Below are 26,215 nucleotides of genomic sequence, written 5' to 3'. Positions count from 1 at the left end.
CACCTATGACTTATCAAGATAACTTCAAAAAATGGCTTGATTATGCTGAACTTCCTGACTATCTTCGTGAAGACTTGAATAGTATGGACGAAAAAACTAAGGAAGATGCCTTTTACACCAATCTTGAGTTTGGTACTGCTGGTATGCGTGGTCTGATTGGCGCTGGTACCAATCGTATTAATATTTATGTTGTCCGTCAGGCAACCGAAGGTTTGGCTCGCTTGATTGAAGAAAAAGGTGATGAGTTCAAAAAACGCGGTGTCGCGATTGCTTACGACTCCCGTCATTTCTCACCAGAATTTGCCTTTGAATCTGCTGCTGTTTTAGCAAAACACGGCATCAAGTCCTATGTCTTTGAAAGTCTGCGCCCAACTCCAGAACTTTCATTTGCGGTACGTCATTTAGGAACTTTTGCTGGTATCATGATTACGGCCAGCCACAACCCTGCTCCATTTAACGGCTACAAGGTATATGGTGAAGACGGCGGACAAATGCCTCCGCATGATGCAGATGCATTGACTGACTACATCCGTGCGATTGAAAATCCTTTTGCTATTGAGGTCGCTGATGTTGAAGCTGAAAAAGCTTCTGGCTTGATTGAAGTGATTGGCGATGCTATTGATGCTGAATACCTCAAGGAAGTTAAAGATGTCAATATCAACCAAAAACTGATTGATGAATACGGCAAAGACATGAAGATTGTCTATACTCCGTTGCACGGTACTGGTGAAATGCTGGCTCGTCGCGCTTTGGCTCAAGCTGGATTTGATTCTGTAGAAGTTGTTGAAGCTCAAGCTGTAGCTGATCCTGACTTCTCTACTGTTAAGTCTCCAAACCCTGAAAGCCAAGCAGCCTTTGCCTTGGCTGAAGAATTAGGACGTAAAGTTGGTGCAGATGTCTTGGTCGCAACTGACCCAGATGCTGACCGTGTCGGTGTAGAAGTTCTGCAAAAAGACGGCAGCTATCTCAATCTTTCAGGTAACCAAATCGGAGCCATCATGGCTAAGTACATCTTGGAAGCTCATAAGAGCGCTGGAACTCTGCCAGCTAACGCAGCTCTCTGCAAGTCTATCGTTTCCACTGACTTGGTGACTAAGATTGCTGAAAGCTATGGCGCAACCATGTTCAATGTCTTGACTGGTTTCAAATTTATCGCTGAAAAGATTCAAGAATTCGAAGAAAAGCACAACCACACCTACATGATGGGATTTGAAGAAAGCTTCGGCTATCTGATTAAGCCATTTGTACGTGATAAAGATGCTATCCAAGCTGTTTTGGTTGTGGCTGAGCTTGCTGCCTACTACCGTTCACGCGGCTTGACTCTGGCTGACGGTATTGAAGAAATCTACAAAGAGTATGGTTACTTTGCTGAAAAGACTATTTCTGTAACCCTGTCTGGTGTTGATGGAGCTGAGCAAATCAAGTCTATCATGGCTAAGTTCCGTGACAATGGTCCGAAAGATTTCAACGCTACTGCTATTTCTGTCACAGAAGACTTTAAGGCTCAGACTTCTACCGCTATAGATGGTACAGTTACAGCTCTGACAACTCCTCCAAGCGATGTGCTGAAATACACCTTGGCTGACGGTTCATGGATTGCCGTTCGCCCATCCGGAACAGAACCAAAAATCAAGTTCTACATTGCCGTTGTCGGTGACAGCAATGAAGACGCTCAAGCAAAAATTGCTGCTATTGAAGCAGAGATTAATGCTTTTATCAAGTAAAATAACACTATCAACCAATCAACCAGAGAATGAATTTCACATTCTCTGGTTTTTCGTTTCCAAATCAAGCATTTTTCTGTTTTTTATGGCATACTAGTTTTATCAAAAGAAATGAGGATTATTTATGGAACAATTTGCTCAAAATATTAAAGACCTTGAAGTCACAACTGTTGACCGCGCTCGTCAAGCGATTGCTGACAAAGAGACAGCAACTTTCTTCGTTGGTCGCAAAACTTGCCCTTACTGCCGTAAATTCGCTGCTACTCTTGCTGGCGTTGTCGCTGATACCAAGGCGCATATTTTCTTTATCAATAGCGAAGAAGCTAGCGAATTAGAGAAATTGCAAGCCTTCCGCTCTGAATACAGCATTCCGACGGTTCCTGGTTTTGTTCATGTTCAAGACGGCCAAGTCTCTGTTCGTTGTGATTCTTCTATGACTGCAGATGAGATTAAAGCTTTTGCCGGGATTTAAGCACGAATATCCATCTAAAGGCTAGTTTATTAGCCTCTCTCCTTACAGAGCGAGAAGGACTATAAGTTATTTTAAAAGCGAAAAAGACAAACTATATTGTTTGTCTTTTATTTTTCTTTAAAAGTATATATCGGAAAGCCGTGTTCTACTATTCTATCATCTAGTTTAAAATAATTTTTAAACCAATGTTTATATTTTTTAAATAAAGCTTCAATACAGATATACAGGATGATTATTAAAAAGATAAATAGAAAAGCGTGCCAATCTTGAAATTTCGAGGAACTCTCAATGAACATATCCCAGTATGCACATGAGAAGAGCAAAAGAACTACTAAAATTAAATTCACATATAAAATATAGCTCACAAAGAAAAGAAATTGATGTTTCTTTGATCTTTTACTGTAATAGACTTTATAGTTTTCGGTATGTCTTTCGAAGACAGGCAAGTGAAAGGAATAGCGTCCGCTCCCGAACTTAGCTAACTCAGGTAAGGCATGATAGCCACACCAATGGAAGCATTTATAGATGAACTCGCGAGTCAAAAAATAAATATTTAAACCTATAAAAATTAGAATAATGATGAAGTCAGTTCTCGCAGTTGGGGAAAATATCCACTGAAAATAAAGAAGGCAATGTAAGAAATTCAAAGCGCCTAATATAAAATAAATGACACCAGCAAGTCTGCTACGACGTCCAATAAAAGTTTTATCTGGAGGACTAGGGGTATGGGACATATTTTAATGATTTCCTATTCTTCGTAAATTTAATCAAGTTCAACAGACTATTTAACTTTAGTTTCCATCTTTTACGTTCCTAAAAGCCTCCCACATCTTCTGCTGGGGTTTGGCAAAGGGGTAATTGCCAAAATCTTCTGGATGAAGCCACAAGACCTCTCCATCAGCTGCGATCTGGCTATCCTTAACTCGGCCATAAGCCAGCTGGATATGCCACTTGCGATGACTGAAAACATGCTGTACTTTTGAAAAGGACTGCTGCTGCCAATCAACAATCAAATCATAATCCTGCTCAAAGCTTTCTTGAGGAGACAAGTCCAGACTTGGCTGATTTTCTGCCACTTCAAAAAGGGACATCTGATTTTCAGTTTGAAATTCCTCGATTTCAATCAAGGGAAAATGCCAAAAACCTGATAACAAGCCAGCAGCCTCATTCTTTTCAAGCAAGAACTGTCCCTGTTCGTTTTCGATAATCAAGCCCTGCAAATAGACCGGAACCGGCTTCTTTTTAGGGGCTTTGATTGGGTATTTATCCATTGTTCCATGCAAATAAGCTGCGCTGAACTCCTTTACAGGACTGTCTTCTGGATGAGGATTAACAGGAGCTTCGATATCTGACCCCAGATCCATCAGCGCTTGATTAAAATCTCCAGGTCTGCCTGGATCAATCAGAATCTCCATCATAGCCTGAAATACCTTCCGATTGCTAGGTTGGCCAATATCTAAATCAACTTCAAATAATCGACTCAGCACCCGCATGACATTGCCGTCTACCGCAGGCTCGGCTAGGCCAAAGGCAATACTAGCAATAGCACCAGCCGTATAAGGACCAATCCCTTTGAGACTAGCAATTCCTTCATAGCTATCAGGAAATTTTCCAGCGAAATCCGTCATTATCTGCTGGGCTGCTTTTTGCATATTTCGCACCCGCGAATAATAACCCAATCCTTCCCAAGCTTTGAGCAGTCTATCCTCTGGCGCCTGAGCTAAATCAGCTACAGTCGGAAACCAGTCAAGAAAGCGCTCATAGTAAGGAATCACCGTATCCACCCGAGTCTGCTGCAGCATAATCTCAGAAACCCAGATATGATAAGGATCATTTGTTCTGCGCCAAGGCAAGTCACGTTTGTTTTCATCATACCAAGTTAATAATTTCTCTCTAAAAGAGGCAATTTTATCTGCCTCCCACATCTCAATTCCGTATTCTTTCAAATCTAACATAAATCTAGTATAGCATAAGGCAAGAAAAATAGGAGAGCTTATGCCCTCCAATTGTTTCCTATCGTTTAATAATGACCAACAGCCTGACTGGCTGTAATCAAAGTCAGTTTGTATACGTCATCCGCATTACAGCCTCGAGAAAGGTCGTTAACTGGATGGTTAAGGCCCTGCAAGATAGGACCTACTGCTGAAAATCCGCCCAAACGCTCTGCCATTTTGTAGCTGATATTCCCAGCTTCGATACTTGGGAAGACAAAGACAGTCGCTTGACCGGCCACAGGGCTGCCAGGTGCTTTCAGCTCCGCTGTTGCAGGGACAAAAGCTGCATCAAACTGCAATTCACCATCAATAGCCAAGTCTGGACGCATTTCCTGAGCCAACTTAGTCGCTTCTACAACCTTATCAACCTTTTCTCCGAAACCAGAGCCTTTGGTCGAATAGCTGAGCATTGCAACTTTAGGATCAATACCAAAAATCTGCGCTGTTAGGGCTGAGTTAACAGCAATCTCCGCCAAAACATTGGCATCTGGATCGATATTGATGGCACAGTCACTGAAAATGTAGCGTTCGTCATCACGCACCATGAGGAAGGCTCCTGAAGTACGAGAAACCCAAGGCAGGGTCTTGATGATTTGGAGAGCCGGCCGAACAGTCGCTGCTGTGGAGTGAATCGCGCCAGACACCATCCCTTGAACCTTGCCAAGATAAACCAACATAACCCCAAAGTAGTTGACATCTTCCTTGAGCAACTGACGTGCTTCGTCTGCAGTGATTTTCCCTTTACGACGCTCGACGAATGCTTCTACCAGTTCTTCAAAGCAGGAACAGTTTGAAGGATCAATAACCTGATACCCTTCTTTTACTCCCTCAATTTCCAGATAAATACGTATTTTATCAGGATTTCCCAAAAGAACTGGTGTAATATCGGTTTCTTTCACCAAGCGTTTAGTTGCTTGCAAAATCCGTGGCTCCTCACCCTCTGGCAAGACAATCTTTACTTCCTTATCCTTCAAGGCTTCACGAATTGAATCAAAAATTTTCATGTTTCTTAAAACTCCTTTATCTCTTATTCTTTTAATTTCTCAATAACTTGTTTAAAATCTTCTGGCAAAGGACTGGCCCGCTCAACTTCCTGTCCGCTAAAAGGATTATAAAATTTCAAAGAATGACAATGCAAAGCTTGTCGCTCTATTCCGTGTTCCAAACTCCCTCCATAAAGGTCGTCACCCAAAAGCGGAAAGCCAATGTGTGAAAAATGAACGCGGATTTGATGAGTCCGCCCAGTATGCAGATGAATATCCACCAGATAGACATCTCCAAATCGCTCTATGACTTTGTAACTGGTATGGGCGTACTTACCATTCTCTGTCACGCGCCTCGTAATGATACTCTCAGGATTCCGCCCAATCGGAGCAATAATCTCGCCTTGCTCCTCTAAGTCACCAGTCCCCCGAACTAGAGCGTAATAGCGCTTTTCTATCAGCTTCTTCTGTAGCTGCTTATCCAATCTGGCATGAGCATAGCCATGCTTAGCAAAAAGCATGAGCCCACTTGTATCCTTATCCAGACGCGTCACGATATGCACCTGCTGGTTTTCATAGGCCTGACGAATATAGTAAGCCTTGACGAAATTAGCCATAGTGTTGGAATGATTAACACTGGGAATGCTAGCCACCTCTGCCGGCTTATCTAGAACCAAGAAATGCTCATCTTCATAGATGACAGACAAGTCCTTATCAACAGCCTTCAGGCTCTCAAATCCCTTTTCAGACGGGATGTCAATCGTCACTTTATCACCAATATCCAAGAGATAAATAGCATTCTGAGGTTGATGGTTGACAAGAATGTTTCCGCCGGAAAATTTTATCTTAGCCAAGAGGCCTTTGGAAATTTCGTGTCGCTTCAAAAAAGTCTTTACCTTGACATGCTCATCAGCAATAAACTCAAACCTCATTCCCGGCACTCTCCAATAAAGGAGTCTCTGACACGATTCCAAAAGCTGGTATGGCTTGGTGAAGCCACAAAATGTATCTTATGATTGTCAATCTGATACTCAATACGGACAATGTTTTTGAAAGAGAAAGTCTGATTATCAACCGCGATAGTATGATAGTCACTGCGGGTCGGTACTAACTCAATCTTATCCTTTTTGGGAACAATGACAGACGAACCCAATGTCCGATAAACCCGATTGTTGAGACTGGCAATTTCTGTCACTTGCAAGGCTTCAATCGTCGGATGTAATACTGCTCCGCCCAGAGATTTGTTATAGGCTGTGCTGCCCGTTGGAGTAGAAACGGAAATCCCATCTCCTCGGAAACGCTCGAAATGAACCCGATTGATAATGACATCAGCTACCATAGTCCGATCCGAACGCTTGATTGTTGCTTCGTTCAAAGCACGAATAGTGCGTGTGTCACCATTTTCAAAAGTGATTTTCACATTTAAAATTGGATAAGAAACCTGAGCACCAGTATCTAGTTTAAGATTTTCGACAAGTTTATCTAGTTCAAAATCACGGTAGTCTGTATAAAAGCCGAGATGGCCTGTATGCACACCGACAAAGCGGACCCGATCCAGCTGTTCTTCATACATATGAAAAGCCGACAGCAACATGCCGTCACCACCCACCGAAATCACGATGTCGGGACTCTTAGGAGTTAAAATAAAGCCATTCTGTTTAAGCTTCTGCTTCAAATCCTGATAGACTTGTTCACTCTGTCTTTTCCGATTGCGGATAATCGCTATTTTTTTATCTGTATTCTTCATCTGTATCATCACTATTTCCCACACCGTCATTTAACTTGCGGTGAAGAGGATCAAAGAGAGCCTGCGCCTCCTGGATAGCATCACGGATTTCTCCCATCTCCTCATCCAGCTGATAGGCAAGATTAGCTGTCGTTTCCAAGCGGCATTTGATTTCCTCGGGAAATTCTCCTTTATACTTGTAATTCAAAGAATGCTCAATCGTAGCCCAAAAATTCATCGAAAGGGTGCGAATCTGAATCTCAGCCAGAATAAGCCTATGACCATTAATTGTATCAACTGGATATTCTACAATCACATGGTAACTCCGATAGCCACTGGCTTTTTTGTTTTTGATGTAATCCCTTTCCTGGACAATACGCATATCAGTCCGATTTCGCAGGACTTCTAAAACTTCATCAACATCATCGACAAACTGGACCATGACCCGTAAGCCAGCGATATCCTGCATCTCCTGCTCGATATTTTCCTCTCGAATGCCTCGCAGAACCATCTTTTCTTTAATGCTCTCAATCGGCTTGACGCGTCCGGTCACAAACTCAATCGGAGAATGGCGTTGCTGCTTGCGGTATTGCTTTCGCACCCCACGCAACTTAATTTTCAGCTCTCCAACAGCTTGAATATAGGGGTCTAAAAACTCTTCCCATTCTATTGTCATACACTTACCTTGTCATATCATTATTTTTTGTATAAAATAAACACAACTGTTATTATAACATAAATCGCTTTCAAAAAAAAGAAAAGGATATGAAAATGAATCACTTAGAAATTGAATTCAAAACCATGCTGACCAAAGAAGAGCACGACCGTCTGCTCCAGTTTTTTTCTGATATTTCGCCTATTAGCCAAACCAACCACTACATCGATTCAGATCAGCAAAGTATCCGTCACGCCCACATGGCTTTTCGAGTACGAACTTTTAACCATTGCGAAGCAGAGCTGACGCTCAAGATTCCTCAAGAAGTCGGATCCTTGGAACTCAATCAGAACTTGACACCAGAAGAAACCGAAAATATTTTGCAGAACAATGAATTTCCTACGGGAGAGATTTTAGAGACGCTGCTTCAGAAAGAAATTCCCATCCAAGACTTGAAGATTCTGGGTTCTCTAGAGACTATCCGCTATGAAGAAGAAAATGAAATCGGTCTATTTGCTCTGGATGAGAGCCACTACTTGGGCAAAAAAGACTTCGAACTCGAAGTCGAAGTTGAAGATTTCGAAAAAGGAAAAGAAAATTTCTTGAACTTCCTAAAACAGCACAGCATCGACTACAAACCTGGTAAGAGCAAGATAGCAAGATTTTCTGAAAACTTGTAAATCAACGACCACAAAATAGCTGAAATAATCTAATTTTTTTGGTAAAATAAAAGGTAGCAATCTAAAGACTATTGAAATATAAATTTCATGGAGCATTAGATTATAGAAATGACACAAAAAGAGGACGGTCCAACTCATGTCAGATAAAAAAAATATGAAGCTTTTTTCCCTCAACTCCAATCATTCCATAGCTGAAAAAATCGCTGAGGCTGCTGGGGTTCCTTTGGGAAAACTTTCCTCCCGCCAATTCTCGGACGGCGAGATTCAGATTAACATTGAAGAAAGCGTTCGTGGCTATGATATTTACATCATTCAGTCTACTAGCTTCCCTGTCAATAATCACTTGATGGAGCTCTTGATTATGGTGGATGCCTGCAAGCGTGCAAGTGCTAATACGATTAATGTTGTCATGCCTTATTTTGGTTATGCCCGTCAGGATCGGACTGCTGCTCCTCGCGAGCCAATCACAGCTAAACTGGTTGCCAATATGCTTGTCGGTGCTGGAGTGGATCGCGTGATTTCTCTGGATCTTCATGCCGTACAGGTCCAAGGATTCTTTGATATTCCAGTAGATAACCTCTTCACTATCCCACTCTTTGCCAAACATTATTGCAATATGGGGTTAACGGGAGATGATGTCGTTGTCGTCAGCCCTAAAAACTCTGGTGTAAAACGCGCCCGCAATTTGGCTGAATATCTGGATGCCCCTATCGCTATCATTGATTATGGCGAAGATGAGGCGGGTCGCTCTGAGGGATATATCATTGGAGATGTTGAGGGTAAGAAAGCTATTCTGATTGACGACATTTTAAATACCGGTCGGACTTTCTCTGAAGCAGCTAAAATTGTCTGTCGCGAAGGTGCAGTCGAAATCTATGCTGTATCCAGTCACGGTCTCTTTGCGGATAAAGCTTCGGAATTACTAGATAATTCTCCTATCAGGGAAATTCTTGTGACAGACTCTGTTGATACCAAAGAAAAAACACCTAAGAATCTCCACTACATTACAGCTAGTGAACTGATTGGTGATGCCATTGTCCGCATCCAAGAGAGAAAACCAGTCAGCCCACTCTTTGCCTATCAAAAGAAATAAGGTAACCAGAGTGATTTATTTAGATAATGCCGCTACAACTGCTTTGTCGCTCGCTGCAATTCAAGCAATGACCAAAACTATGACTGTCTTCGGAAATCCTTCCAGTACGCATAGCCATGGTCGAGAAGCTAGTAAACTCCTTAGGCAGGCGCGTGAAGATATTGCTCAAGCCCTGCATACTCAAAGCAATAAGATTCTTTTTACTTCAGGCGGCACTGAAAGCAATAATACTGCTATCAAAGGCTATGCCCTTCGTCACCAGAACCGAGGGAAGCATATTGTCACCACTGCTATTGAACACCATGCTGTCTTAGAAGTGGTGGAGTACCTAGTAGATAAATTCGGCTTCGAAGCTACTTTTGTTCAGCCGGTAGATGGTCAGATTCGAGCGGAGGATATTAAGAAGTCTCTTAGACCTGACACTATTCTTGTGTCCGTCATGGCAGTTAATAACGAGACGGGTGCCATGCTCCCCATTAAGGAAATTGGTGAATTACTGCAAGAACATCCTGCTGCTTTTCACGTTGATGCTGTCCAAGCAATTGGTAAACTTCCCATCTATCCTGACGAGCTAAGGATTGACTTCCTCTCTGCTTCAGCGCATAAGTTTCATGGTCCCAAAGGCGTTGGCTTCCTTTATGCCAAGAAGATGGATTTTGACAATTTCATGCATGGTGGTGACCAGGAAGAAAAACACCGGGCCGGAACTGAAAATCTAATCTCTATCACAGGCATGGCGGCAGCACTATTGGAAAGCATGGAACATCTAGAGGAAAATCTAGAGCATGCGCAAGACTTAAAAAACAGCTTACTTGCTGACTTATCAGACATTGACTTTTACTTAAATGAAAGTCAACCAAGCTTGCCATATGTCATCAATTTGGGATTTCCCAATCAAAAAAATGATCTGCTTCTGCTTCAAATGGATTTAAACGGCTTTTCCATTTCAACAGGATCAGCCTGCACAGCCGGAGCTATACAACCCAGTCATGTCTTGCAGGCTATGTATGGCAAGGATTCCAACCGCTTGTATGAGTCCATTCGGATCAGCACTTCGGACCAAACGACTCTGCAAGAGATTCAATCATTTACAAAGAAATTAAAAGAAATTTTAGGAGGATAAGATGGCCTTTCAAACATCTGTTAGCTTAGCAAACTGTGAATATACCTATTCACTTCACCCAAATGTCAAGAAATTTACCTTGCGCGACAATACTTTCGCGGAAAGCAAGGTCGGAAACTATGAACTTTCTCGTCTGCTGGAAACTGTTCCCAACAGCGGAAATGGTTTTCTGCTGAAAATCATCGTCAATAAAGATTTGAATGGTTTCAAAATCAACATCACTGATAAATCAGGCCTGCGCTTGGTCAATATTTTCAAATCAGAAGACCATCACATTATCCAGCAAAAATTTTATTTCTTGATGGATAGCCTGGTTGAAAGAAATATTTTTGAAAAGACACCACAATAAGCAAGATTCTCGCAATTTTGCTTTTTTGATTTAGACTCTTAAAAAAACGAGCTTGACTTCTACTTAGAACACTTGAAGAATATCAAAATGAACATTTAAACAAATGAAAGGATTAACGATGGTTGAACTGACCTATTTGGACTCATATAAGGTGCAACGAACACTCACCTACGACGACTTTGACGAATTTCTTCTAGCCTTCTCTGGCTGCGTCACGGTTCCTGACTCGCTCAAAGTACTTTCTATCACTTATAACGGACACCAGCTGCCTTTTACAGGGCTAATTGGAGACTTGTACCGCCAGATGTACCAGTTAGACCTAAGTCCTTACCAGGACTAATCCTTCGCAGTTACAACATAACATAAACTTTCACTCTTTTCTTTTTTAGTGAATCAAACACTCTTAATTAGTTGATTTTTTCACAAACTTCCTATAAAATAGAATTAGAAAGGTTGTGATTTTGTGAAAACTGAAAAAAATACTACAATTCCCCGAGCTACTGCTAAAAGGCTATCGCTCTACTATCGTATTTTTAAACGTTTTAATGCTGAGAAGATTGAAAAAGCAAACTCCAAGCAAATTGCAGAAGCCATTGGTATTGACTCTGCTACTGTAAGACGAGATTTTTCTTATTTCGGTGAACTTGGCCGCAGAGGATTTGGTTATGATGTCAAGAAATTGATGAACTTTTTTGCTGACCTCTTGAACGATAATGCTATTACCAATGTCATGATTGTTGGTGTTGGTAATATGGGACGTGCTCTGCTACACTATCGTTTTCATGAGCGCAATAAAATGAAGGTTGTAATGGCTTTTGACGTAGATGACCATCCAGAAGTTGGCAGCACAACCAGCGATGGGATTCCTATCTATGGAATTTCCCAAATCAAAGAAAAAATACAGTCAGGAAATGTGCAAACTGCCATCCTAACTGTACCTAGCGTAAAAGCTCAAGAAGTCGCATCTATCTTAGTTCAGGCTGGTGTCAAGGGCATTCTCTGTTTCTCACCTGTAAACCTATCCCTGCCTAAGGATGTGGTCGTCCAGTATGTTGACCTGACTAGCGAACTGCAGACTCTGCTCTACTTCATGAGAAAAAATGATTATTAATTTGAAAGAGGTATTAAACACTCTATGAGTAAACCTATTATTGGAATAACCGGAAATGAAAGAGAAATCCCAGACGATCACTTCATCCATATGAGCTATACGGCGACAGGATTCGTTGAGGGTGTCAAAGAAGTTGGCGGAATTCCAATGATTTTGCCAATCGGTGATGAAGAAATGGCTAAACAGTATGTTTCCATTGTCGATAAATTAATCATCACAGGCGGTCAGAATGTATGCCCTCAATTCTATGGTGAAGAGAAAACCATTGACAGCGATGATTATCTACTCAAACGGGATATTTTTGAATTAGCTTTAATCAAAGAAGCTCGCCGTCAAAATAAACCAATTTTCACCGTCTGCCGCGGAACCCAACTTTATAATGTAGCCCTAGGAGGTACTCTTCATCAAGATATTGAAGATCATTGGCAAGATAGCTCTGCTGAGTACACGACTCAAAGCATGGTGACCAAGAACGGTTCTATTCTGCACGAAATCTATGGACCAGCATCTGAAATCAACTCCTTCCACCATCAGAGTATCAAGGATTTAGCGGCTGGCCTAGAAGTCATTGCCTATGATCCTAGAGATAAAATTATTGAAGCAATAACTTCTACTGACGGCAGTCCATTCCTTGGTGTCCAATGGCACCCAGAGTTCTTGTTTGGCTCCAGAGAAGGAGACCTAGCTCTGTTTGATTATGTTGTCAATACTCTTTAAAAAGCCTCTACTCCTAGATAAACTTCTGTTCTACACGAATAGAAGTTTTTTATATTCAAGTAAATCAAATTATATCATATCTGTCTCTTCTCGGTAGCTATAGTAGTTGGACTTAGACACAATCAAATGATCCAAAAGAACCAAGCCCATCATCTCACACGCTTCTTTCATATGCTGGGTCACCTCATCGTCATTTCTGCTGGGAACGACTGAGCCTGATGGATGATTGTGTACCAGTATGATAGATGTCGCTAGATGCTTGAGAGCGTAGTGGAGAATCTCTCTTGGCTCAGCAATGCTTCTGCTGACTGTCCCCATAAAAATAGTCTGCTGATGCAGAATTTGATTTTGACTATTAAGATAAATAGCAACCAAGCACTCCTGCCTCATATCTCCCAATTCCTGCTGCATCTTCTGGGCTAATTTTTGACTGCCCATAATCTGCTCTTTCTGCAGAACCTCTGCTCGGTTAATCCGACGTCCTAATTCGATAATGGCCTGCAGCTCCACAGCCTTAATCGGACCGATTCCAGAAATAGTCTGCAATTCCTGCAAAGTTAAATACTTAAGATCGTTCAAACTGGAAATCGATGATAAAATTCTTTGAGAAACTTGAAAAACAGTTTCTTTTTTGTTGCCTGTCCTGAGGAAAATTGATAGAAGCTCTTGGTTACTGAGTTTTTCAGCCCCTTCTCTCATCAGACGCTCCCGCGGCATCATGCTAATATCATCTTGAAATGAAATGCTATACATAGAAACCTCCTTACCTTATTATTCGGAAAAAGAGTCAAAATCAGCAAGAATAGATACAAAAAATCTTTCGTCCAGAACAAATTTTAGATAAAAAAACACTCCAAAAGTAGAGTTCTTCCTAACCTTTGGAGTGAAATTTTTTTAGTCTCTTGCCTTTAAATCTGCATTTGATTATAGGACTTACTGAAAGATTCAAGAACATCCTTAGGAGCCTTGTCATACTCGACAGAGCCTTCTAACGTTCCCTTGACAATCGTTCGATTGGTTGCTGCAGCATCCTCACAAGTAACCAAAGTAATCTCTGTAACGCCTTCGGTATCCTCAATCAAATCCGTTCGATCTGGAGTTACCGTTTCAACACTAGTGATTACATAAGTATAGACATGCTCTTTATCAGTGATATAGATCTTCATGCCAGCCTTAGCACGATCCAGTGGGGAAAAGAGCATGTTGCTAGCCCCTGTGATGCCAAAGACATGGTGGCTAGCCAAGGCATAATTCCCCTGCCCCATCTGCTGAGTCTCTTTCATCGTACCAGCACCATAATACAATCCAGCATTATCCAGTCCTTTGAAGATCGGCAAATTCATGGATACTTCTGGAATTGAGATGCCTCCGATAACAGGCAGTTGCTGAGCTTTCCACTGAGCATTGATAACTGCTTCTGTAGAAAGTGACTCTACCTTATTAAAATCAAAGCTAGTCTCAGCATTTTTATTTTTATTAATAGAGTCTTTGGAAACCTTGCTGACCTGATATTGGTTGGTATGCCAAACCATAATCATGTTTCGGATTTGCGCATTAAAGATTAAACCCAGAGCCACAATAATTAATAATGACGCAACAATATTGATAAAAATATTTCTTTTGCTTTTTTGTTTTCTTTTTCGACTTCTTTTTCCTTGTACCATATAGAGGTCCTCTTTTACGATTCGTTTTCTTCCTCTGCTACATCTTCTTTATCATCTGCTTCGACGCTTGTAAAGGTGACAATCTGTGCATTTTGGTCCAGACGCATGACCTTAACTCCCATGGTTGAGCGGCCAGTCTGAGAAATATTCGCCACACTTGTCCGAATGATGACACCAGTATTAGTGATAATCATCAAATCTTCCTCGCCAGTTACTGTCATCAGACCGGCAAGAGGTCCATTCTTATCAGTGATATTGGCTGTTTTAATCCCTTTACCACCACGGCCCTTGGTTGGATACTCACTAGCAAGAGTTCGCTTACCATAGCCTTTTTCGGTGATGACAAGCACTTCGTCTCCCTCAGCAATCACACCAGCTCCAACGACCTGGTCCCCCTCTCGAAGATTGACTCCGCGAACACCAGTCGCTATACGGCTCATGCTCCGGACAGCTGTCTCATTGAAGCGGACAGAATAACCAAACTTAGTACCAATGATAACGTCTGCAGCACCGTCCGTCAGAAAGACATTGATTAACTCGTCTTCATCCTTCAAATTCAAAGCTTTGAGACCATTCTGACGAATATTAGCAAATTCTGTCACACTGGTCCGTTTGACCACCCCATGACGGGTAGTAAAGAAGAGATAGGAATCATCACTTCGGTCTTGCTGAACATTTATGATAGTCTGAATAGTCTCTCCTTCATCAAGCTTCAAGAGATTGACTACTGGCAAGCCCTTGGCTGTCCGACCGTACTCAGGGATTTCATATCCTTTGAGACGATAGACTCGGCCTTTATTGGTAAAGAAGAGCAGTCTATCGTGGGTGCTTGTTGAAACCAGCTCTTTGACAAAGTCATCGTCTTTGACACCAGTTCCTTGAACACCGCGACCACCACGTTTCTGAGCAGTGAATTCAGCCTGATTCAGACGTTTGATATAACCTTTATTAGACAGGGTAATCAAAACATCCGCTTCCTCAATCAAATCTTCATCTTCAAGAGAAAGAACTTCTCCCACCATCAGCTCAGTTCGGCGATCATCCGCAAATTTACGTTTGACCTCGTCTAACTCTTCCTTGATAATAGCGATAACGCGCTCTGGCTTAGCCAAGATATCAGCTAAGTCTGCAATCAAGGCAATCAGTTCATCGTATTCTGACTGGATCTTATCACGTTCCAAACCAGTCAGACGGCGCAGACGCATATCGAGGATAGCCTGACTCTGGCGCTCAGATAGCTCAAACTTAGCCATCAATTCAGCCTGTGCTTCTGCGTCCGTTTCGCTATTACGGATAATCCGAATCACTTCATCAATATGATCCAACGCAATCAGCAAACCAGCTAAGATATGAGCTCGAGCTTCTGCCTTTTCTTTATCGAAGACAGTCCGTCGAGTCACCACTTCTTTTTGGTGCTCAATGTAGGCCAACAAAATCTCACGCAGAGACAGAATCTTCGGCACACCATTTTGAATAGCCAGCATATTGAAGCTGAAATTGGTCTGCATCTGAGTCAGCTTGAAAAGATTGTTTAGAATGACATGTGCAGAGGCATCACGACGAACCTCAATGACAAAACGGACCCCTTCACGGTTAGACTCATCACGAACAGCTGTGATACCATCAATTCGTTTTTCCTGCACCAGACGAACAATATGCTCATGGACCTTGGTCTTATTAACCATGTATGGAAACTCGGTTACGACAATTCGCTCACGGCCGTTTTTCATTTCTTCAATTTCAGTGCGAGAACGAAGAACAATCGAACCCTTCCCTGTTTCATAAGCCCGGTGAATACCGGACTTGCCCATAACCAGTGCTCCTGTCGGAAAATCTGGTCCAGGAAGGACTTCCATGATATCGCGAGTTGTTGCATCCGGATTGTCCATAACAAGCTTAACTGCATCAATAGACTCACCAAGATTATGCGGTGGGATATTGGTCGCCATCCCAACTGCAATCCCTGTCGCTCCATTTACGAGTAAGTTAGGGAAGCGAGCAGGAAGAACTACAGGCTCTCTCTCGCTGGCATCATAGTTGTCAATATAATCTACAGTGTTTTTATTAATATCGCGAAGCATCTCCAGAGCAATCTTGCTCATACGTGCTTCTGTATAACGCTGGGCAGCAGCCCCATCTCCGTCCATAGAACCGAAGTTCCCATGGCCGTCTACCAGCATATAACGATAGCTCCACCATTGAGCCATCCGCACCATCGCTTCATAAATAGAGGAGTCACCATGCGGGTGATACTTACCCATGACATCCCCTGTGATACGAGCTGATTTCTTGTGAGGCTTCTCAGGCGTCACGCCAAGCTCATTCATCCCATAGAGAATCCGACGGTGAACAGGCTTGAGACCATCACGAACATCTGGAAGTGCCCGAGCCACGATAACGCTCATTGCGTAATCGATGAAACTAGTCTTCATTTCGCTAGTCAGATTAACATTTACTAAGTTTCTGTCTTGCATTAAAAAATGCCTTTCTTTCATATTAAACTATCCTATATTATACCACATTTTCTTTAATTTTTCAGTATTTTGAACCGTTTGTAAAAACGTTTACATCGCTAGATATACAAGTTGACCGTGACAAAATATACCAAAAGTGGTAGAATGAATGTGTACGGGAAATATTCCCTAAAAAAATAAGGAGATGTTTAGAAATGACTGCTACTAAACAACATAAAAAAGTCATCCTTGTTGGTGACGGTGCTGTAGGTTCATCTTACGCATTTGCTCTTGTAAACCAAGGTATTGCTCAAGAACTTGGTATCATTGAAATCCCTCAATTATTTGAAAAGGCTGTCGGTGATGCTGAAGACCTTAGCCACGCCCTTGCTTTCACTTCACCTAAAAAAATCTATGCAGCTACTTATGCAGACTGTGCGGATGCTGACCTCGTTGTTATCACTGCAGGTGCACCTCAAAAACCAGGTGAAACTCGTCTTGACCTTGTTGGCAAAAACTTGGCTATCAACAAATCTATCGTTACTCAAGTCGTAGAATCAGGCTTTAACGGTATCTTCCTTGTTGCTGCTAACCCCGTTGACGTTTTGACTTACTCAACTTGGAAATTCTCTGGTTTCCCTAAAGAGCGCGTTATTGGTTCAGGTACTTCACTTGACTCAGCTCGCTTCCGTCAAGCTCTTGCTGAAAAGATTGGTATCGATGCTCGTTCTGTCCATGCCTACATCATGGGTGAGCACGGTGACTCTGAGTTTGCTGTTTGGTCACACGCTAACGTTGCAGGTGTGAAATTGGAGCAATGGTTGCAAGCTAACCGTGACTTGAACGAACAAGACTTGGTTGATCTTTTCATCTCCGTTCGTGACGCAGCATACTCAATCATCAACAAAAAAGGTGCTACTTACTATGGTATCGCGGTTGCCTTGGCTCGTATCACAAAAGCTATCCTTGACGATGAAAATGCTGTATTGCCATTGTCAGTCTTCCAAGAAGGCCAATATGGCGTTGAAAATGTCTTCATTGGTCAACCTGCTATCGTTGGTGCACATGGTATTGTACGCCCAGTAAACATCCCACTGAACGATGCTGAAACACAAAAAATGCAAGCTTCTGCTAAAGAATTGCAAGCAATTATTGATGAAGCATGGAAGAATCCTGAATTCCAAGAAGCATCTAAAAACTAATTATAAAAAAACATCTCCTGATAAAAGGGGATGTTTTTTAGTTGTTTTATATAGGTTTGTCGACAAAAATATCTATTAAATAAGGCACGATGAGCTCGCTCTCTATGTCTTTCAAAGAAGTAATCCAGACAAAGTCTGAATGCTCTTCTGGATCTAATATAATATCACGCTGCTCCGTAATCCTACCCGCATAAACCAAGCGTGTGAAAACAGTATCTTTGCTAGAATCAAACTGGCTATCTTCATGGATAATCCTATCAATCCGAATCTTTTGATTAACCTCCTCCATAGCCTCGCGTAGAGCCGCCTCTCTGGGAAGTTCATTCTCTTCTACACTTCCACCTGGAATATCCCAATAAGATGGATAGACATTAGGAAGGCCTCGCTTTATCTTAGACCGTTTGATAAGCAAATACTTCCCCTCTTTCTCGATTAAGGTATGAGAGATTAATTTTACTGTCATTGCATGTGTTCCTCCAAGAAAGAGCAAAAAAGACTCCGAAGAGTCCAATTTTAAGTCATCCACCCTGAGAGAATCGAACTCCCATCTCAAGAACCGGAATCTTGCGTGATATCCATTACACTAAGGGTGGCAACTAATTCATTATAACTGATTTTCTCTGAAAATACAAGTGAAAATCAGAAAAAGAAGTTGAGATTTCTCAACTTCTTTTAACTAATCACAATTCAATATCGCCAAACAAATCAGCCATTGAGAATCCAGTTTGAGTTTCTGGAAGTTCAAAGTCACGTTTTTCTTGACGTTTTGGACGACGAGGACGTGATTGGCGTTTCTCATCTTTTTGTCCTTCTTCTTGAGCTGGACGTTCTTCAAGAGCCTTGATAGAAAGTGATACACGCTCATCAGCAGCATTCACTTCAAGAACCTTAACAGTCACTTCTTGACCAACCTTAAGGGCATCTTTAGGGCTTTCAACACGTTTGTGTGAAATTTGTGAGATGTGAACCAATCCATCGATACCTGGCAATACTTCAACGAAAGCACCAAAATCGGTCAAACGTTTTACAGTTCCTTCGATCACATCGCCTGCAGCAAGTTTTTGCTCAACACCATCCCATGGTCCAGGCGTTGTTGCTTTAAGAGAGAGGGATACGCGACCTTCTTCTTCGTTCAAGTCAAGGACTTTCACTTCGATTTCATCGCCAACTGATACAACAGACTTAGGTGATACGTTACGCTCATGTGACAATTCAGTCAAGTGAACCAATCCATCAACTCCGCCAAGGTCAATGAAAGCACCGAAGCTAGTGATGCGAGCAACTTTACCAGTTACAATATCACCAACATTCAATTTACCAAAGACTTCAGCACGTGCTGCTGCAGCTTCAGCTTCTACAACCTCACGACGTGAAAGGATGAAGCGGTTTTCTTTTGGATCTACTTCTTTAATCTTAGCATCAAACTCTTGACCTACAAAACGCTCAGTGTTACGAACGAAACGAGTATCAAGCATTGAAGCAGGGATAAATCCACGAAGTCCTTCAAACTCAACTGAAAGTCCACCTTTAACAGCACGAGTGCCCTTAACAGTGACAACTTCTTCTTCACGACCAACCAATTTGTCCCAAGCTTTGCGAGCTTCCAAACGTTTTTTAGATACCAGGTAAGTTACGGTGTCTGTATCTTTACCTACTACTTGACGAAGAACAAGCAATTCAAGTGTTTCACCTGGTTTTACAAGGTCGTTGATATCAGCGTCGCGGTCGTTTGTCAACTCACGAAGAGTCAAAACACCTTCAACACCAGTTCCAGCGATTGCAACATTAGCTTGGTTAGCGTCAACAGTCAATACTTCAGCAGTAACGACGTCACCTGGCTCAACTTGGCTAACACTGTTTAGCAAATCTTCAAATTCATTCATCTAAAAAAATCCTCCAACAATCAAGCTTTCGCTTGACATACTACTTATTTATTTTCCTAAGCACCCGCAAATGACATTGATCTATCGTTAACGATTTCCATCCTATAAAGAAATAAAACACCTAAAGACATTTTATTATTTTATCAGATCTATTACCTAAGAACTGGGGTAGCTGGATTCGAACCAACGCATGAGGGAGTCAAAGTCCCTTGCCTTACCGCTTGGCTATACCCCATTAATATAAAGAATGGAGAGAGAGGGATTCGAACCCCCGAACCCGAAGGAGCGGATTTACAGTCCGCCGCGTTTAGCCTCTTCGCTATCTCTCCGACAATCAACGCTATCTATTATAACATTGATACAATGAAAATGCAAGCCCTATTTGCTTAAATTATAGGTTTCAATCAAAGTTTCCACGGCTCTTTCAAGTTTTTTATAAAAACTTTCAGCATTTCCATTTTTGATAATTGCAAACTGGCCATCTAGTTCAGCAATCTCGCCAATAACCTTCTTGCCAATAGCGAGACTATAACCGTCAAATTGGTCTGCTCCGACCTTCACTTTACTATCTGTGATTTGAATTTCAATTTTTTTATCTTTTTTACTCATAACTTACCTCTTTCAAATTTCTATTGTACACGAAAAAGGCTGACTACGCAAGCTATCTTGGGCTAGAATTACAGAAAAACTGCCCCATCAAGGACAGTTTTTAGATTATACTTTTACAATCCAACCTTCTGGCGCTTCAACATCGCCGAATTGAATACCAGTTAATTCGTCATATAGCTTGCGAGTGACTGGCCCGACTTCTGTCTCGCTATAAAAGACATGGAAATCATCTCCATGCTGGATACCACCGATAGGAGAGATGACTGCAGCTGTTCCACAAGCGCCAGCTTCAGTAAATTTACCCAAGTCTGCCAGAGGAACGTCTCCTTCGATCGGTTTGAGCCCTAGTCTATGCTCGGCCAGGTATAGCAAAGAATACTTGGTGATAGATGGCAAGATAGACGGACTGAGCGGTGTTATAAACTCATTATCCTTGGTGATACCAAAGAAATTGGCAGAACCTACTTCTTCAATCTTGGTATGGGTTGCTGGATCCAGATAAATCACATCTGAAAAATGCTTATCCTTGGCAATCTTTCCTGGTAATAAGCTAGCAGCATAATTGCCTCCCACTTTTGCTGCACCTGTTCCGTGCGGTGCAGCGCGATCATAGTCATCTGACACAATGAAGTTAGTCGGAGTCAGACCGCCTTTGAAGTAATTGCCAACCGGCATTACAAAGATAGTGAAAATGTATTCTTCAGCTGGTTTCACGCCAATAATATCGCCGACTCCAATCAAGAGAGGTCGAATGTAAAGAGTTCCACCTGTTCCATAAGGTGGAACATATTCTTCATTAGCTCGGACAACCTGCTTGACTGCATCCACAAACATTTCTGTAGGAACTTGCGGCATAAGTAAGCGGTCGGCAGTTCGTTGCAGACGCTCCGCATTTTTATCCGGACGGAAGAGTTGAATACTGCCGTCCTTAGTTCGATAAGCCTTTAGACCCTCAAAAGCCTGTTGGCCGTAGTGAAGGCAGGGAGAGGACTCAGAAATATGGAGTGTAGCGTCCTCCGTTAATGTTCCTTCTTCCCACTGGCCATTGCGATAGTAAGCTATGTAGCGATAAGGCAGTTTCATATATGAGAATCCTAGATTTTCCCAGTCAAGATTTACAGTCATGATCTTTCTCCTCTTCTTCCAAACTTCATTTTTAGATACTCCCTATTTTACACCTTTTTGAGATATTTTCAAGTATTATTTTCAATTTTCAGAAAATTTTGTTATGCAATCTTCTGTGCCACTATCAAACTTTTAGAAATTGAAAAAAACCAGCTCCTGCGAACTGGTTTGATGATTATTTGATGTAAGCTGAGAAGACTTCTTCGTCTGAAATGGTATCAGAAATGAAGCTGCCGTTGCTGGTTCTCTCAGACAGGCTGAGATCAGCTAGATTGATCTCATAGGCAGTTCCTTTATTAGAAAGCACCTGCAAAATCTGCTCCTCACTAGCTTCTGCTTCTGTTGTGAAGAGATCAAAGTCCACTGCTTCGCCAAAGACTGGTCCAGCCACAAAGACGCGATGTGGCTTGGCCTTAAGCTCTCTCAGAACTTGAAGACCGCGATTTGCCCGACTGGTAACAGGAATATCTGCGACTGCCATACGCTTGAGCGAACCACGCTGAGTCAAGAGGTAAAGTGAGTCTGTATTGGCGATAAAGGCTGCCGCTAGGACATCGTCTTTCTTGAGATTGATGGCTTTAACCCCAGCTGCCTTAGCTCCGATGACTGGTACTTCCTCGATATTGAAGCGGAGAGCATAGCCATTCTTGGTCACGAGCATAACATCATCCAGCTTAATCGGCGCCAGAGCAATGACCTGGTCGTCTTCATTTTTTAGTTTAGCAAACTTAAGCGATTTGGACTTGTAGGTCCGCCAAGGACTGAACTCCTTGCGCTCTACACGCTTGATTTGTCCCAGTTTGGTCGCTGCAAAGTAAGTCCCCTCTTCAAAGCTATCAAGCAATTCTGTATAGATAACCTCTTCCTTGGTATCAAAGTTGCTAATGGTCTGGCTGAGGTGTTCTCCGATTTCTTTCCAGCGGATGTCTGACAGCTCATGAACAGGCCGGTAAATGACATTTCCAAGACTGGTGAAAATCAATAAATGCTGAGTTGTCTTGGCTGGGCTGACGAAAATCAGTCTGTCATCGTCACGCTTGCCCATCTCCTCTAGGGTTGAAGCAGAGAAAGAACGCGGACTGGTCCGTTTGATATAACCAGAACGTGTCACGCTGACATAGGTCTCTTCCTCAACAATCAGACTAGCTGTATCAATCTCGATGGCGTTCGCCGTATCCTGCAGCTCACTGAGCCGCGGATTGCCAAACTTCTTCTTGACATCGCGGAGCTCCCGCTTCATAAGATTATACATGGTGCGCTCATCGCCGATAATGGCAGCCAGCATCGCAATCTTCTCACGCAGCTCTGCTTCTTCCTCTTCCAGAACCACTACGTCTGTATTTGTCAAACGGTAGAGTTGGAGAGTGACGATAGCCTCAGCCTGCTCCTCGGTGAAATCATAGCTAACTTTAAGATTTTCCTTGGCGTCTGCTTTGTTTTCGGAAGCACGAATCAGGGCAATCACCTCGTCCAAGATGGAAAGCACCCGAATCAATCCTTCCACGATATGGAGCCGTTTCTCAGCCTTGGACTTGTCAAAACGGCTGCGAGCTAGAATAATCTCCTTGCGGTGGGCAATATAGCTGGTTAAGATTGGCACAATCCCCACCAAACGAGGTGTGAAATTGTCAATAGCCACCATGTTGAAGTTATAATTAACTTGCAAATCAGTGTATTTGAAAAGATAGTTGAGAATCAGCTCGGTATTGGCGTCTTTCTTGAGCTCAATGGCAATGCGAAGACCGTCCCGGTCGGATTCGTCCCGAACCTCAGCAATACCGGCCACCTTATTATTGACCCGTACATCGTCAATCTTCTTGACCAAGACCGCTTTATTAATCTCGTAAGGAATCTCAGTGATGACGATTTGCTCTTTTCCGCCCTTCAGCTTTTCAATCTCAGTTCTGGAGCGCACCACGACGCGACCTTTACCAGTCTCATAAGCTTTCTTAATCTCATCTCGTCCTTGGACAATAGCTCCTGTCGGGAAGTCTGGACCAGGCAGAAACTCCATGAGTTTCTCCACCTTGGCCGACGGATGGTCAATCATATAGATAACCGCGTCAATGACTTCCGCTAGATTATGAGGCGGAATATCCGTCGCATAACCAGCGGAAATCCCAGTTGCTCCATTGACCAAAAGATTAGGAAAGGCTGCTGGCAGAACAGTCGGCTCCTTCTCAGTATCGTCAAAGTTCCAAGCAAAAGGAACAGTATCTTTCTCGATATCCTGCAAAAGATAGCCAGCCATCTCAGACAGCCGCGCCTCAGTATAACGCATAGCCGCCGGCGGATCACCGTCCATAGAACCATTGTTCCCGTGCATCTCAACGAGAATCTCACGGTTTTTCCAGTCCTGAGACATGCGGACCATAGCATCGTAGATGGAGCTGTCACCGTGAGGGTGGAAATTTCCCATGATGTTCCCGACTGACTTAGCTGACTTGCGGTAGCCCTTGTCAAAGGTGTTGCCGTCCTTGTTCATCGAATAAAGAATACGGCGCTGAACAGGCTTCAAGCCATCTCGAATATCCGGCAAGGCCCGCTCTTGAATGATGTATTTGGAGTAGCGACCAAAGCGCTCTCCCATAATGTCCTCAAGGGACATGTTTTGAATGTTGGACATATTTTTCTCTTACTATTCTTCTTATTATCATACTTTCACTTTAGTAGGATGAATAATCCTACTAAAGTGAAAGTATTTTTCCTATATCACCACATCAAGAAATTCTTTAAATTTTTGAATATCTTCTTGAAAAGTATCTTCCTTTATATCGTTTAACATATCATGTGCTTCTTTAAGTGATTCATAAATTTCATTTAAGTAATAAATATCGTATTTTTCCTCACTAAAATACAATTCTTCAATTTGACCAACACACATTGATAAACTAGTGGCTATTTCTTCTTTATGAAAAGTAAACTCTTGATAATTTTCATGGTCTTTTAATTTTATAAGATTTTTGCCATAATCTTGAATATTTTTTATATATTTTCCCTCTATTATTTCTGAATAATGGATATTTAGATATTCGACAAAGTGAAGTGCATCAGTGTATTCAATACCTTCTGTATGTATATTACCATGGGCATAATCATGCCTAGCTTTAATTAATTTTATATATGCTTTCTTATAGGTATCTGTTATTTTAGGAAGATAAAGTTTAAAATTAGAATCAAAAATTTTCAACTCCGATTTTATCCTATCTAAATCAGGTGTAATAGGATGTGATTCAGGAGGAATCTGTTTTAAAATAAATTTATCCTTAAAACTTTGAGTCTCCTCTTTAAAATCAACTTCCAGTAATTTATATATCGTGTCTTTTAATAGTTGCTCAGATAAAGAATAGATCGCAACAACTAATGAACTTCCTAAATTATCTAATAAAGAATCTGATATAGTGATGAAGCCAGATGCCTGAGTAGAAAGTTGTTTTAACTGATTGTAGCTCGCAATAGAATTTTCTATATTCTCTATACGTTCTTGATACGAAAATTTATAATCCATCAACAATCTCCTTAGTCGCAGCAATTTTTTTGTCAGCCCATGTAACAAGATCCTTGATAACTAACTTCTCAACTACGCGAATAAAGTCTGACATAAATTTATAGTCGATTTGGTTATTTGTTTGAGGAACATCAAACTTAAAATTATGAGTTTGAGAGGCCCGCAACTTACTTCCAAAGTCGTATTTCCCTATTAGTGATTTTTCAATGATAGTCTTGAGATAAAGCAGAGCCTTACTATCTTTCATTTTATCATTCCAAAATACCCCTGTATCATCTCCAGCACCAAACTCATAACCTCTATAAAATGTATTACCAAAAATATCGATGGTTAGAGAATGTTTTGGAAAAACGCGAACATCATTTCCAATATTTTGAACAACACCTGTATTGGTCGTACCAGCCATCACAAAAGGCAAATCTCCGTTTATCTGGTCGTCTTTCTTTAAACGTCGCCCTTGATGAATATTCGGAAACAACGTTAGCATTGTAACTGGAGAAAGCCGAAATACCCCCGACTCCTCTACTCTACTCTACTCTTAGTATCGGAAAGTTTTTCAAACTTGTCAAGTACTTTTTCATCATTTTTTGTAAGGTGATAATCTCTGAGATTTGTTACAGTTAGGTAAGCCTCGAGCGTCTCGATGCGTTCAGCCTCGAGCGTCTCGATGCGTTCAGCCTCGAGCGCTTTGATGTAGTTTTCCATATATTTAAATGCCGGCTTATTGTTGTAGTAAGGTACAGTAACTAAAATCTCTTTTGCCTTATCTCTATTAAATTTGTTTCCATAGTCAAATTTCCCTTTTGTAGCAGTTCTAAAACATATTACAAAATACAGCAAACTGTACTTGTTCCACTCTTCATATGGAAACATTCCCTGTACATGCGAGTAACCTATAAAATCATTTGGTTGATAAAAAATACTATCCGATGTAGTTGTATCAGAAAAAGTAATTATATTTCCCTGCTCTGTAGGTTCTAAATCAACAAAACCCCCAATTCCATTATTTTGGCTAGAATTAACTACCACTGGTACTGAACCAGAATTAGCAAACAGTTTCTGATTTGTTAGACCATAATTTTTAGTAGGACGAATATGAAACAATTTTCCCACTTTGACTTCTCTCCATTCGCCCCCGCTAGCT

General features: G+C 41.7%; 24 protein-coding genes, 3 tRNA genes and 2 pseudogenes. 10 read left to right on the top strand and 19 right to left on the bottom strand.

Annotated features, from left to right (window positions below):
* Positions 1-5 precede the first annotated feature (5 nt).
* Positions 6-1,724 (top strand): phospho-sugar mutase, encoded by a 1,719-nt coding sequence (locus K1I94_RS02920; protein WP_002906530.1) that lies wholly within the window; start codon positions 6-8, stop codon positions 1,722-1,724.
* A 124-nt stretch (positions 1,725-1,848) separates the two neighbouring features.
* Entirely contained in the window at positions 1,849-2,196 is a 348-nt protein-coding gene (locus K1I94_RS02915) for a thioredoxin domain-containing protein (protein WP_062005312.1), read from the top strand.
* Between the two features lie 791 nt (positions 2,197-2,987).
* Here K1I94_RS02915 and mutY read toward each other — a convergent pair.
* The 5 genes from mutY to K1I94_RS02890 form a co-directional block, all read right to left on the bottom strand.
* Positions 2,988-4,151, bottom strand: a complete 1,164-nt coding sequence (gene mutY / locus K1I94_RS02910; protein WP_223314341.1) for an A/G-specific adenine glycosylase — start codon at positions 4,149-4,151, stop codon at positions 2,988-2,990.
* Between the two features lie 65 nt (positions 4,152-4,216).
* On the bottom strand, positions 4,217-5,194 hold the full coding sequence (pta, locus tag K1I94_RS02905; protein ID WP_002900314.1) for a phosphate acetyltransferase: 978 nt from the start codon (positions 5,192-5,194) through the stop codon (positions 4,217-4,219).
* A 23-nt stretch (positions 5,195-5,217) separates the two neighbouring features.
* Complete coding sequence (locus K1I94_RS02900; RefSeq protein WP_223314340.1) at positions 5,218-6,105, bottom strand: RluA family pseudouridine synthase; 888 nt, start codon at positions 6,103-6,105, stop codon at positions 5,218-5,220.
* A complete protein-coding gene (locus K1I94_RS02895; RefSeq protein ID WP_317627930.1) occupies positions 6,102-6,920 on the bottom strand; it encodes an NAD kinase in 819 nt (272 codons plus the stop codon). The genes K1I94_RS02900 and K1I94_RS02895 overlap by 4 nt, the downstream gene beginning before the upstream one ends.
* Positions 6,904-7,575: a GTP pyrophosphokinase gene (locus K1I94_RS02890; protein WP_002924625.1), complete on the bottom strand. Its 672-nt coding sequence runs from the start codon at positions 7,573-7,575 to the stop codon at positions 6,904-6,906. The genes K1I94_RS02895 and K1I94_RS02890 overlap by 17 nt, the downstream gene beginning before the upstream one ends.
* Before the next feature lie 95 nt (positions 7,576-7,670).
* On the opposite strand from K1I94_RS02890, the gene K1I94_RS02885 reads away from it, so the two are divergent.
* The 7 genes from K1I94_RS02885 (at position 7,671) to K1I94_RS02855 (ending at position 12,627) form a co-directional block, all read left to right on the top strand.
* Positions 7,671-8,234, top strand: a complete 564-nt coding sequence (locus K1I94_RS02885; protein WP_317627922.1) for a CYTH domain-containing protein — start codon at positions 7,671-7,673, stop codon at positions 8,232-8,234.
* A 136-nt stretch (positions 8,235-8,370) separates the two neighbouring features.
* On the top strand, positions 8,371-9,327 hold the full coding sequence (locus K1I94_RS02880) for a ribose-phosphate diphosphokinase (protein ID WP_223314337.1): 957 nt from the start codon (positions 8,371-8,373) through the stop codon (positions 9,325-9,327).
* A 10-nt stretch (positions 9,328-9,337) separates the two neighbouring features.
* Entirely contained in the window at positions 9,338-10,450 is a 1,113-nt protein-coding gene (locus K1I94_RS02875) for a cysteine desulfurase family protein (protein ID WP_317627921.1), read from the top strand.
* Between the two features lies 1 nt (position 10,451).
* A complete protein-coding gene (locus tag K1I94_RS02870) occupies positions 10,452-10,799 on the top strand; it encodes a DUF1831 domain-containing protein (RefSeq protein WP_111675786.1) in 348 nt (115 codons plus the stop codon).
* Positions 10,800-10,917: 118 nt separating this feature from the next.
* A complete protein-coding gene (locus K1I94_RS02865) occupies positions 10,918-11,139 on the top strand; it encodes a DUF4649 family protein (protein ID WP_032909716.1) in 222 nt (73 codons plus the stop codon).
* Positions 11,140-11,262: 123 nt separating this feature from the next.
* Positions 11,263-11,910 (top strand): redox-sensing transcriptional repressor Rex, encoded by a 648-nt coding sequence (locus K1I94_RS02860; protein ID WP_060976342.1) that lies wholly within the window; start codon positions 11,263-11,265, stop codon positions 11,908-11,910.
* Positions 11,911-11,934: 24 nt separating this feature from the next.
* A complete protein-coding gene (locus K1I94_RS02855; RefSeq protein WP_060976341.1) occupies positions 11,935-12,627 on the top strand; it encodes a gamma-glutamyl-gamma-aminobutyrate hydrolase family protein in 693 nt (230 codons plus the stop codon).
* Positions 12,628-12,696: 69 nt separating this feature from the next.
* Here the strand turns inward: K1I94_RS02855 and radC are convergent, their stop codons facing one another.
* From radC to gyrA, 3 genes are all read right to left on the bottom strand, one after another.
* Positions 12,697-13,380: a RadC family protein gene (gene radC / locus K1I94_RS02850; protein WP_002900302.1), complete on the bottom strand. Its 684-nt coding sequence runs from the start codon at positions 13,378-13,380 to the stop codon at positions 12,697-12,699.
* Between the two features lie 155 nt (positions 13,381-13,535).
* Positions 13,536-14,291: a class A sortase gene (locus tag K1I94_RS02845; protein ID WP_002904537.1), complete on the bottom strand. Its 756-nt coding sequence runs from the start codon at positions 14,289-14,291 to the stop codon at positions 13,536-13,538.
* Positions 14,292-14,305: 14 nt separating this feature from the next.
* Positions 14,306-16,765 (bottom strand): DNA gyrase subunit A, encoded by a 2,460-nt coding sequence (gene gyrA / locus K1I94_RS02840; protein WP_221761857.1) that lies wholly within the window; start codon positions 16,763-16,765, stop codon positions 14,306-14,308.
* Between the two features lie 194 nt (positions 16,766-16,959).
* Here gyrA and K1I94_RS02835 point away from each other — a divergent pair, with 194 nt between their 5' ends.
* Entirely contained in the window at positions 16,960-17,946 is a 987-nt protein-coding gene (locus K1I94_RS02835; RefSeq protein WP_002895436.1) for an L-lactate dehydrogenase, read from the top strand.
* 46 nt (positions 17,947-17,992) lie between these two features.
* Here K1I94_RS02835 and K1I94_RS02830 read toward each other — a convergent pair whose 3' ends face one another.
* The 11 genes and pseudogenes from K1I94_RS02830 to K1I94_RS02780 form a co-directional block, all read right to left on the bottom strand.
* Complete coding sequence (locus tag K1I94_RS02830; protein ID WP_223314336.1) at positions 17,993-18,409, bottom strand: NUDIX hydrolase; 417 nt, start codon at positions 18,407-18,409, stop codon at positions 17,993-17,995.
* 58 nt (positions 18,410-18,467) lie between these two features.
* Positions 18,468-18,539: transfer RNA gene (locus K1I94_RS02825), tRNA-Arg, on the bottom strand.
* An 87-nt stretch (positions 18,540-18,626) separates the two neighbouring features.
* Positions 18,627-19,829 (bottom strand): 30S ribosomal protein S1, encoded by a 1,203-nt coding sequence (gene rpsA / locus K1I94_RS02820; RefSeq protein WP_002897515.1) that lies wholly within the window; start codon positions 19,827-19,829, stop codon positions 18,627-18,629.
* Positions 19,830-19,992: 163 nt separating this feature from the next.
* Positions 19,993-20,064 (bottom strand) — tRNA-Gln (locus tag K1I94_RS02815).
* Positions 20,065-20,077: 13 nt separating this feature from the next.
* Positions 20,078-20,158: transfer RNA gene (locus K1I94_RS02810), tRNA-Tyr, on the bottom strand.
* A 49-nt stretch (positions 20,159-20,207) separates the two neighbouring features.
* Positions 20,208-20,438 carry a DUF2969 domain-containing protein gene (locus tag K1I94_RS02805; protein ID WP_002895433.1) on the bottom strand — a complete coding sequence of 77 codons (231 nt, stop codon included), beginning with the start codon at positions 20,436-20,438 and terminating at the stop codon, positions 20,208-20,210.
* A gap of 105 nt (positions 20,439-20,543) precedes the next feature.
* Positions 20,544-21,569 (bottom strand): annotated as a pseudogene (locus K1I94_RS02800) (branched-chain amino acid aminotransferase); the annotation flags it as partial.
* A gap of 169 nt (positions 21,570-21,738) precedes the next feature.
* Positions 21,739-24,189, bottom strand: coding sequence for a DNA topoisomerase IV subunit A (gene parC, locus K1I94_RS02795; protein WP_223314335.1), 2,451 nt, complete (start codon positions 24,187-24,189; stop codon positions 21,739-21,741).
* Between the two features lie 81 nt (positions 24,190-24,270).
* Complete coding sequence (locus K1I94_RS02790; RefSeq protein ID WP_223314334.1) at positions 24,271-25,071, bottom strand: HEPN domain-containing protein; 801 nt, start codon at positions 25,069-25,071, stop codon at positions 24,271-24,273.
* Positions 25,061-25,558 (bottom strand): restriction endonuclease subunit S, encoded by a 498-nt coding sequence (locus K1I94_RS02785; protein WP_398578206.1) that lies wholly within the window; start codon positions 25,556-25,558, stop codon positions 25,061-25,063. Before K1I94_RS02785 ends, K1I94_RS02790 begins: the two co-directional genes overlap by 11 nt.
* 35 nt (positions 25,559-25,593) lie before the next feature.
* Positions 25,594-26,190, bottom strand: a pseudogene (locus K1I94_RS02780) (restriction endonuclease subunit S); the annotation flags it as partial.
* Between the last annotated feature and the right edge of the window lie 25 nt (positions 26,191-26,215).

The sequence above is a fragment of the Streptococcus sanguinis genome (assembly GCF_019929145.1).
GTDB lineage: Bacteria > Bacillota > Bacilli > Lactobacillales > Streptococcaceae > Streptococcus > Streptococcus sanguinis_U.
The sequence above is the reverse complement of the archived record's forward strand: the minus strand, read 5'-3'. Positions and strand labels throughout refer to the sequence as shown.

Coding starts and splice junctions, on each gene's coding strand:
- K1I94_RS02920 (WP_002906530.1), top strand. CDS start 6: ATGACTTATCAAGATAACTTCAAAAAATGGCTTGATTATGCTGAACTT.
- K1I94_RS02915 (WP_062005312.1), top strand. CDS start 1,849: ATGGAACAATTTGCTCAAAATATTAAAGACCTTGAAGTCACAACTGTT.
- mutY (WP_223314341.1), bottom strand. CDS start 4,151: ATGTTAGATTTGAAAGAATACGGAATTGAGATGTGGGAGGCAGATAAA.
- pta (WP_002900314.1), bottom strand. CDS start 5,194: ATGAAAATTTTTGATTCAATTCGTGAAGCCTTGAAGGATAAGGAAGTA.
- K1I94_RS02900 (WP_223314340.1), bottom strand. CDS start 6,105: ATGAGGTTTGAGTTTATTGCTGATGAGCATGTCAAGGTAAAGACTTTT.
- K1I94_RS02895 (WP_317627930.1), bottom strand. CDS start 6,920: ATGAAGAATACAGATAAAAAAATAGCGATTATCCGCAATCGGAAAAGA.
- K1I94_RS02890 (WP_002924625.1), bottom strand. CDS start 7,575: ATGACAATAGAATGGGAAGAGTTTTTAGACCCCTATATTCAAGCTGTT.
- K1I94_RS02885 (WP_317627922.1), top strand. CDS start 7,671: ATGAATCACTTAGAAATTGAATTCAAAACCATGCTGACCAAAGAAGAG.
- K1I94_RS02880 (WP_223314337.1), top strand. CDS start 8,371: ATGTCAGATAAAAAAAATATGAAGCTTTTTTCCCTCAACTCCAATCAT.
- K1I94_RS02870 (WP_111675786.1), top strand. CDS start 10,452: ATGGCCTTTCAAACATCTGTTAGCTTAGCAAACTGTGAATATACCTAT.
- K1I94_RS02865 (WP_032909716.1), top strand. CDS start 10,918: ATGGTTGAACTGACCTATTTGGACTCATATAAGGTGCAACGAACACTC.
- K1I94_RS02855 (WP_060976341.1), top strand. CDS start 11,935: ATGAGTAAACCTATTATTGGAATAACCGGAAATGAAAGAGAAATCCCA.
- radC (WP_002900302.1), bottom strand. CDS start 13,380: ATGTATAGCATTTCATTTCAAGATGATATTAGCATGATGCCGCGGGAG.
- K1I94_RS02845 (WP_002904537.1), bottom strand. CDS start 14,291: ATGGTACAAGGAAAAAGAAGTCGAAAAAGAAAACAAAAAAGCAAAAGA.
- gyrA (WP_221761857.1), bottom strand. CDS start 16,765: ATGCAAGACAGAAACTTAGTAAATGTTAATCTGACTAGCGAAATGAAG.
- K1I94_RS02835 (WP_002895436.1), top strand. CDS start 16,960: ATGACTGCTACTAAACAACATAAAAAAGTCATCCTTGTTGGTGACGGT.
- K1I94_RS02830 (WP_223314336.1), bottom strand. CDS start 18,409: ATGACAGTAAAATTAATCTCTCATACCTTAATCGAGAAAGAGGGGAAG.
- rpsA (WP_002897515.1), bottom strand. CDS start 19,829: ATGAATGAATTTGAAGATTTGCTAAACAGTGTTAGCCAAGTTGAGCCA.
- K1I94_RS02805 (WP_002895433.1), bottom strand. CDS start 20,438: ATGAGTAAAAAAGATAAAAAAATTGAAATTCAAATCACAGATAGTAAA.
- parC (WP_223314335.1), bottom strand. CDS start 24,189: ATGTCCAACATTCAAAACATGTCCCTTGAGGACATTATGGGAGAGCGC.
- K1I94_RS02790 (WP_223314334.1), bottom strand. CDS start 25,071: ATGGATTATAAATTTTCGTATCAAGAACGTATAGAGAATATAGAAAAT.
- K1I94_RS02785 (WP_398578206.1), bottom strand. CDS start 25,558: ATGCTAACGTTGTTTCCGAATATTCATCAAGGGCGACGTTTAAAGAAA.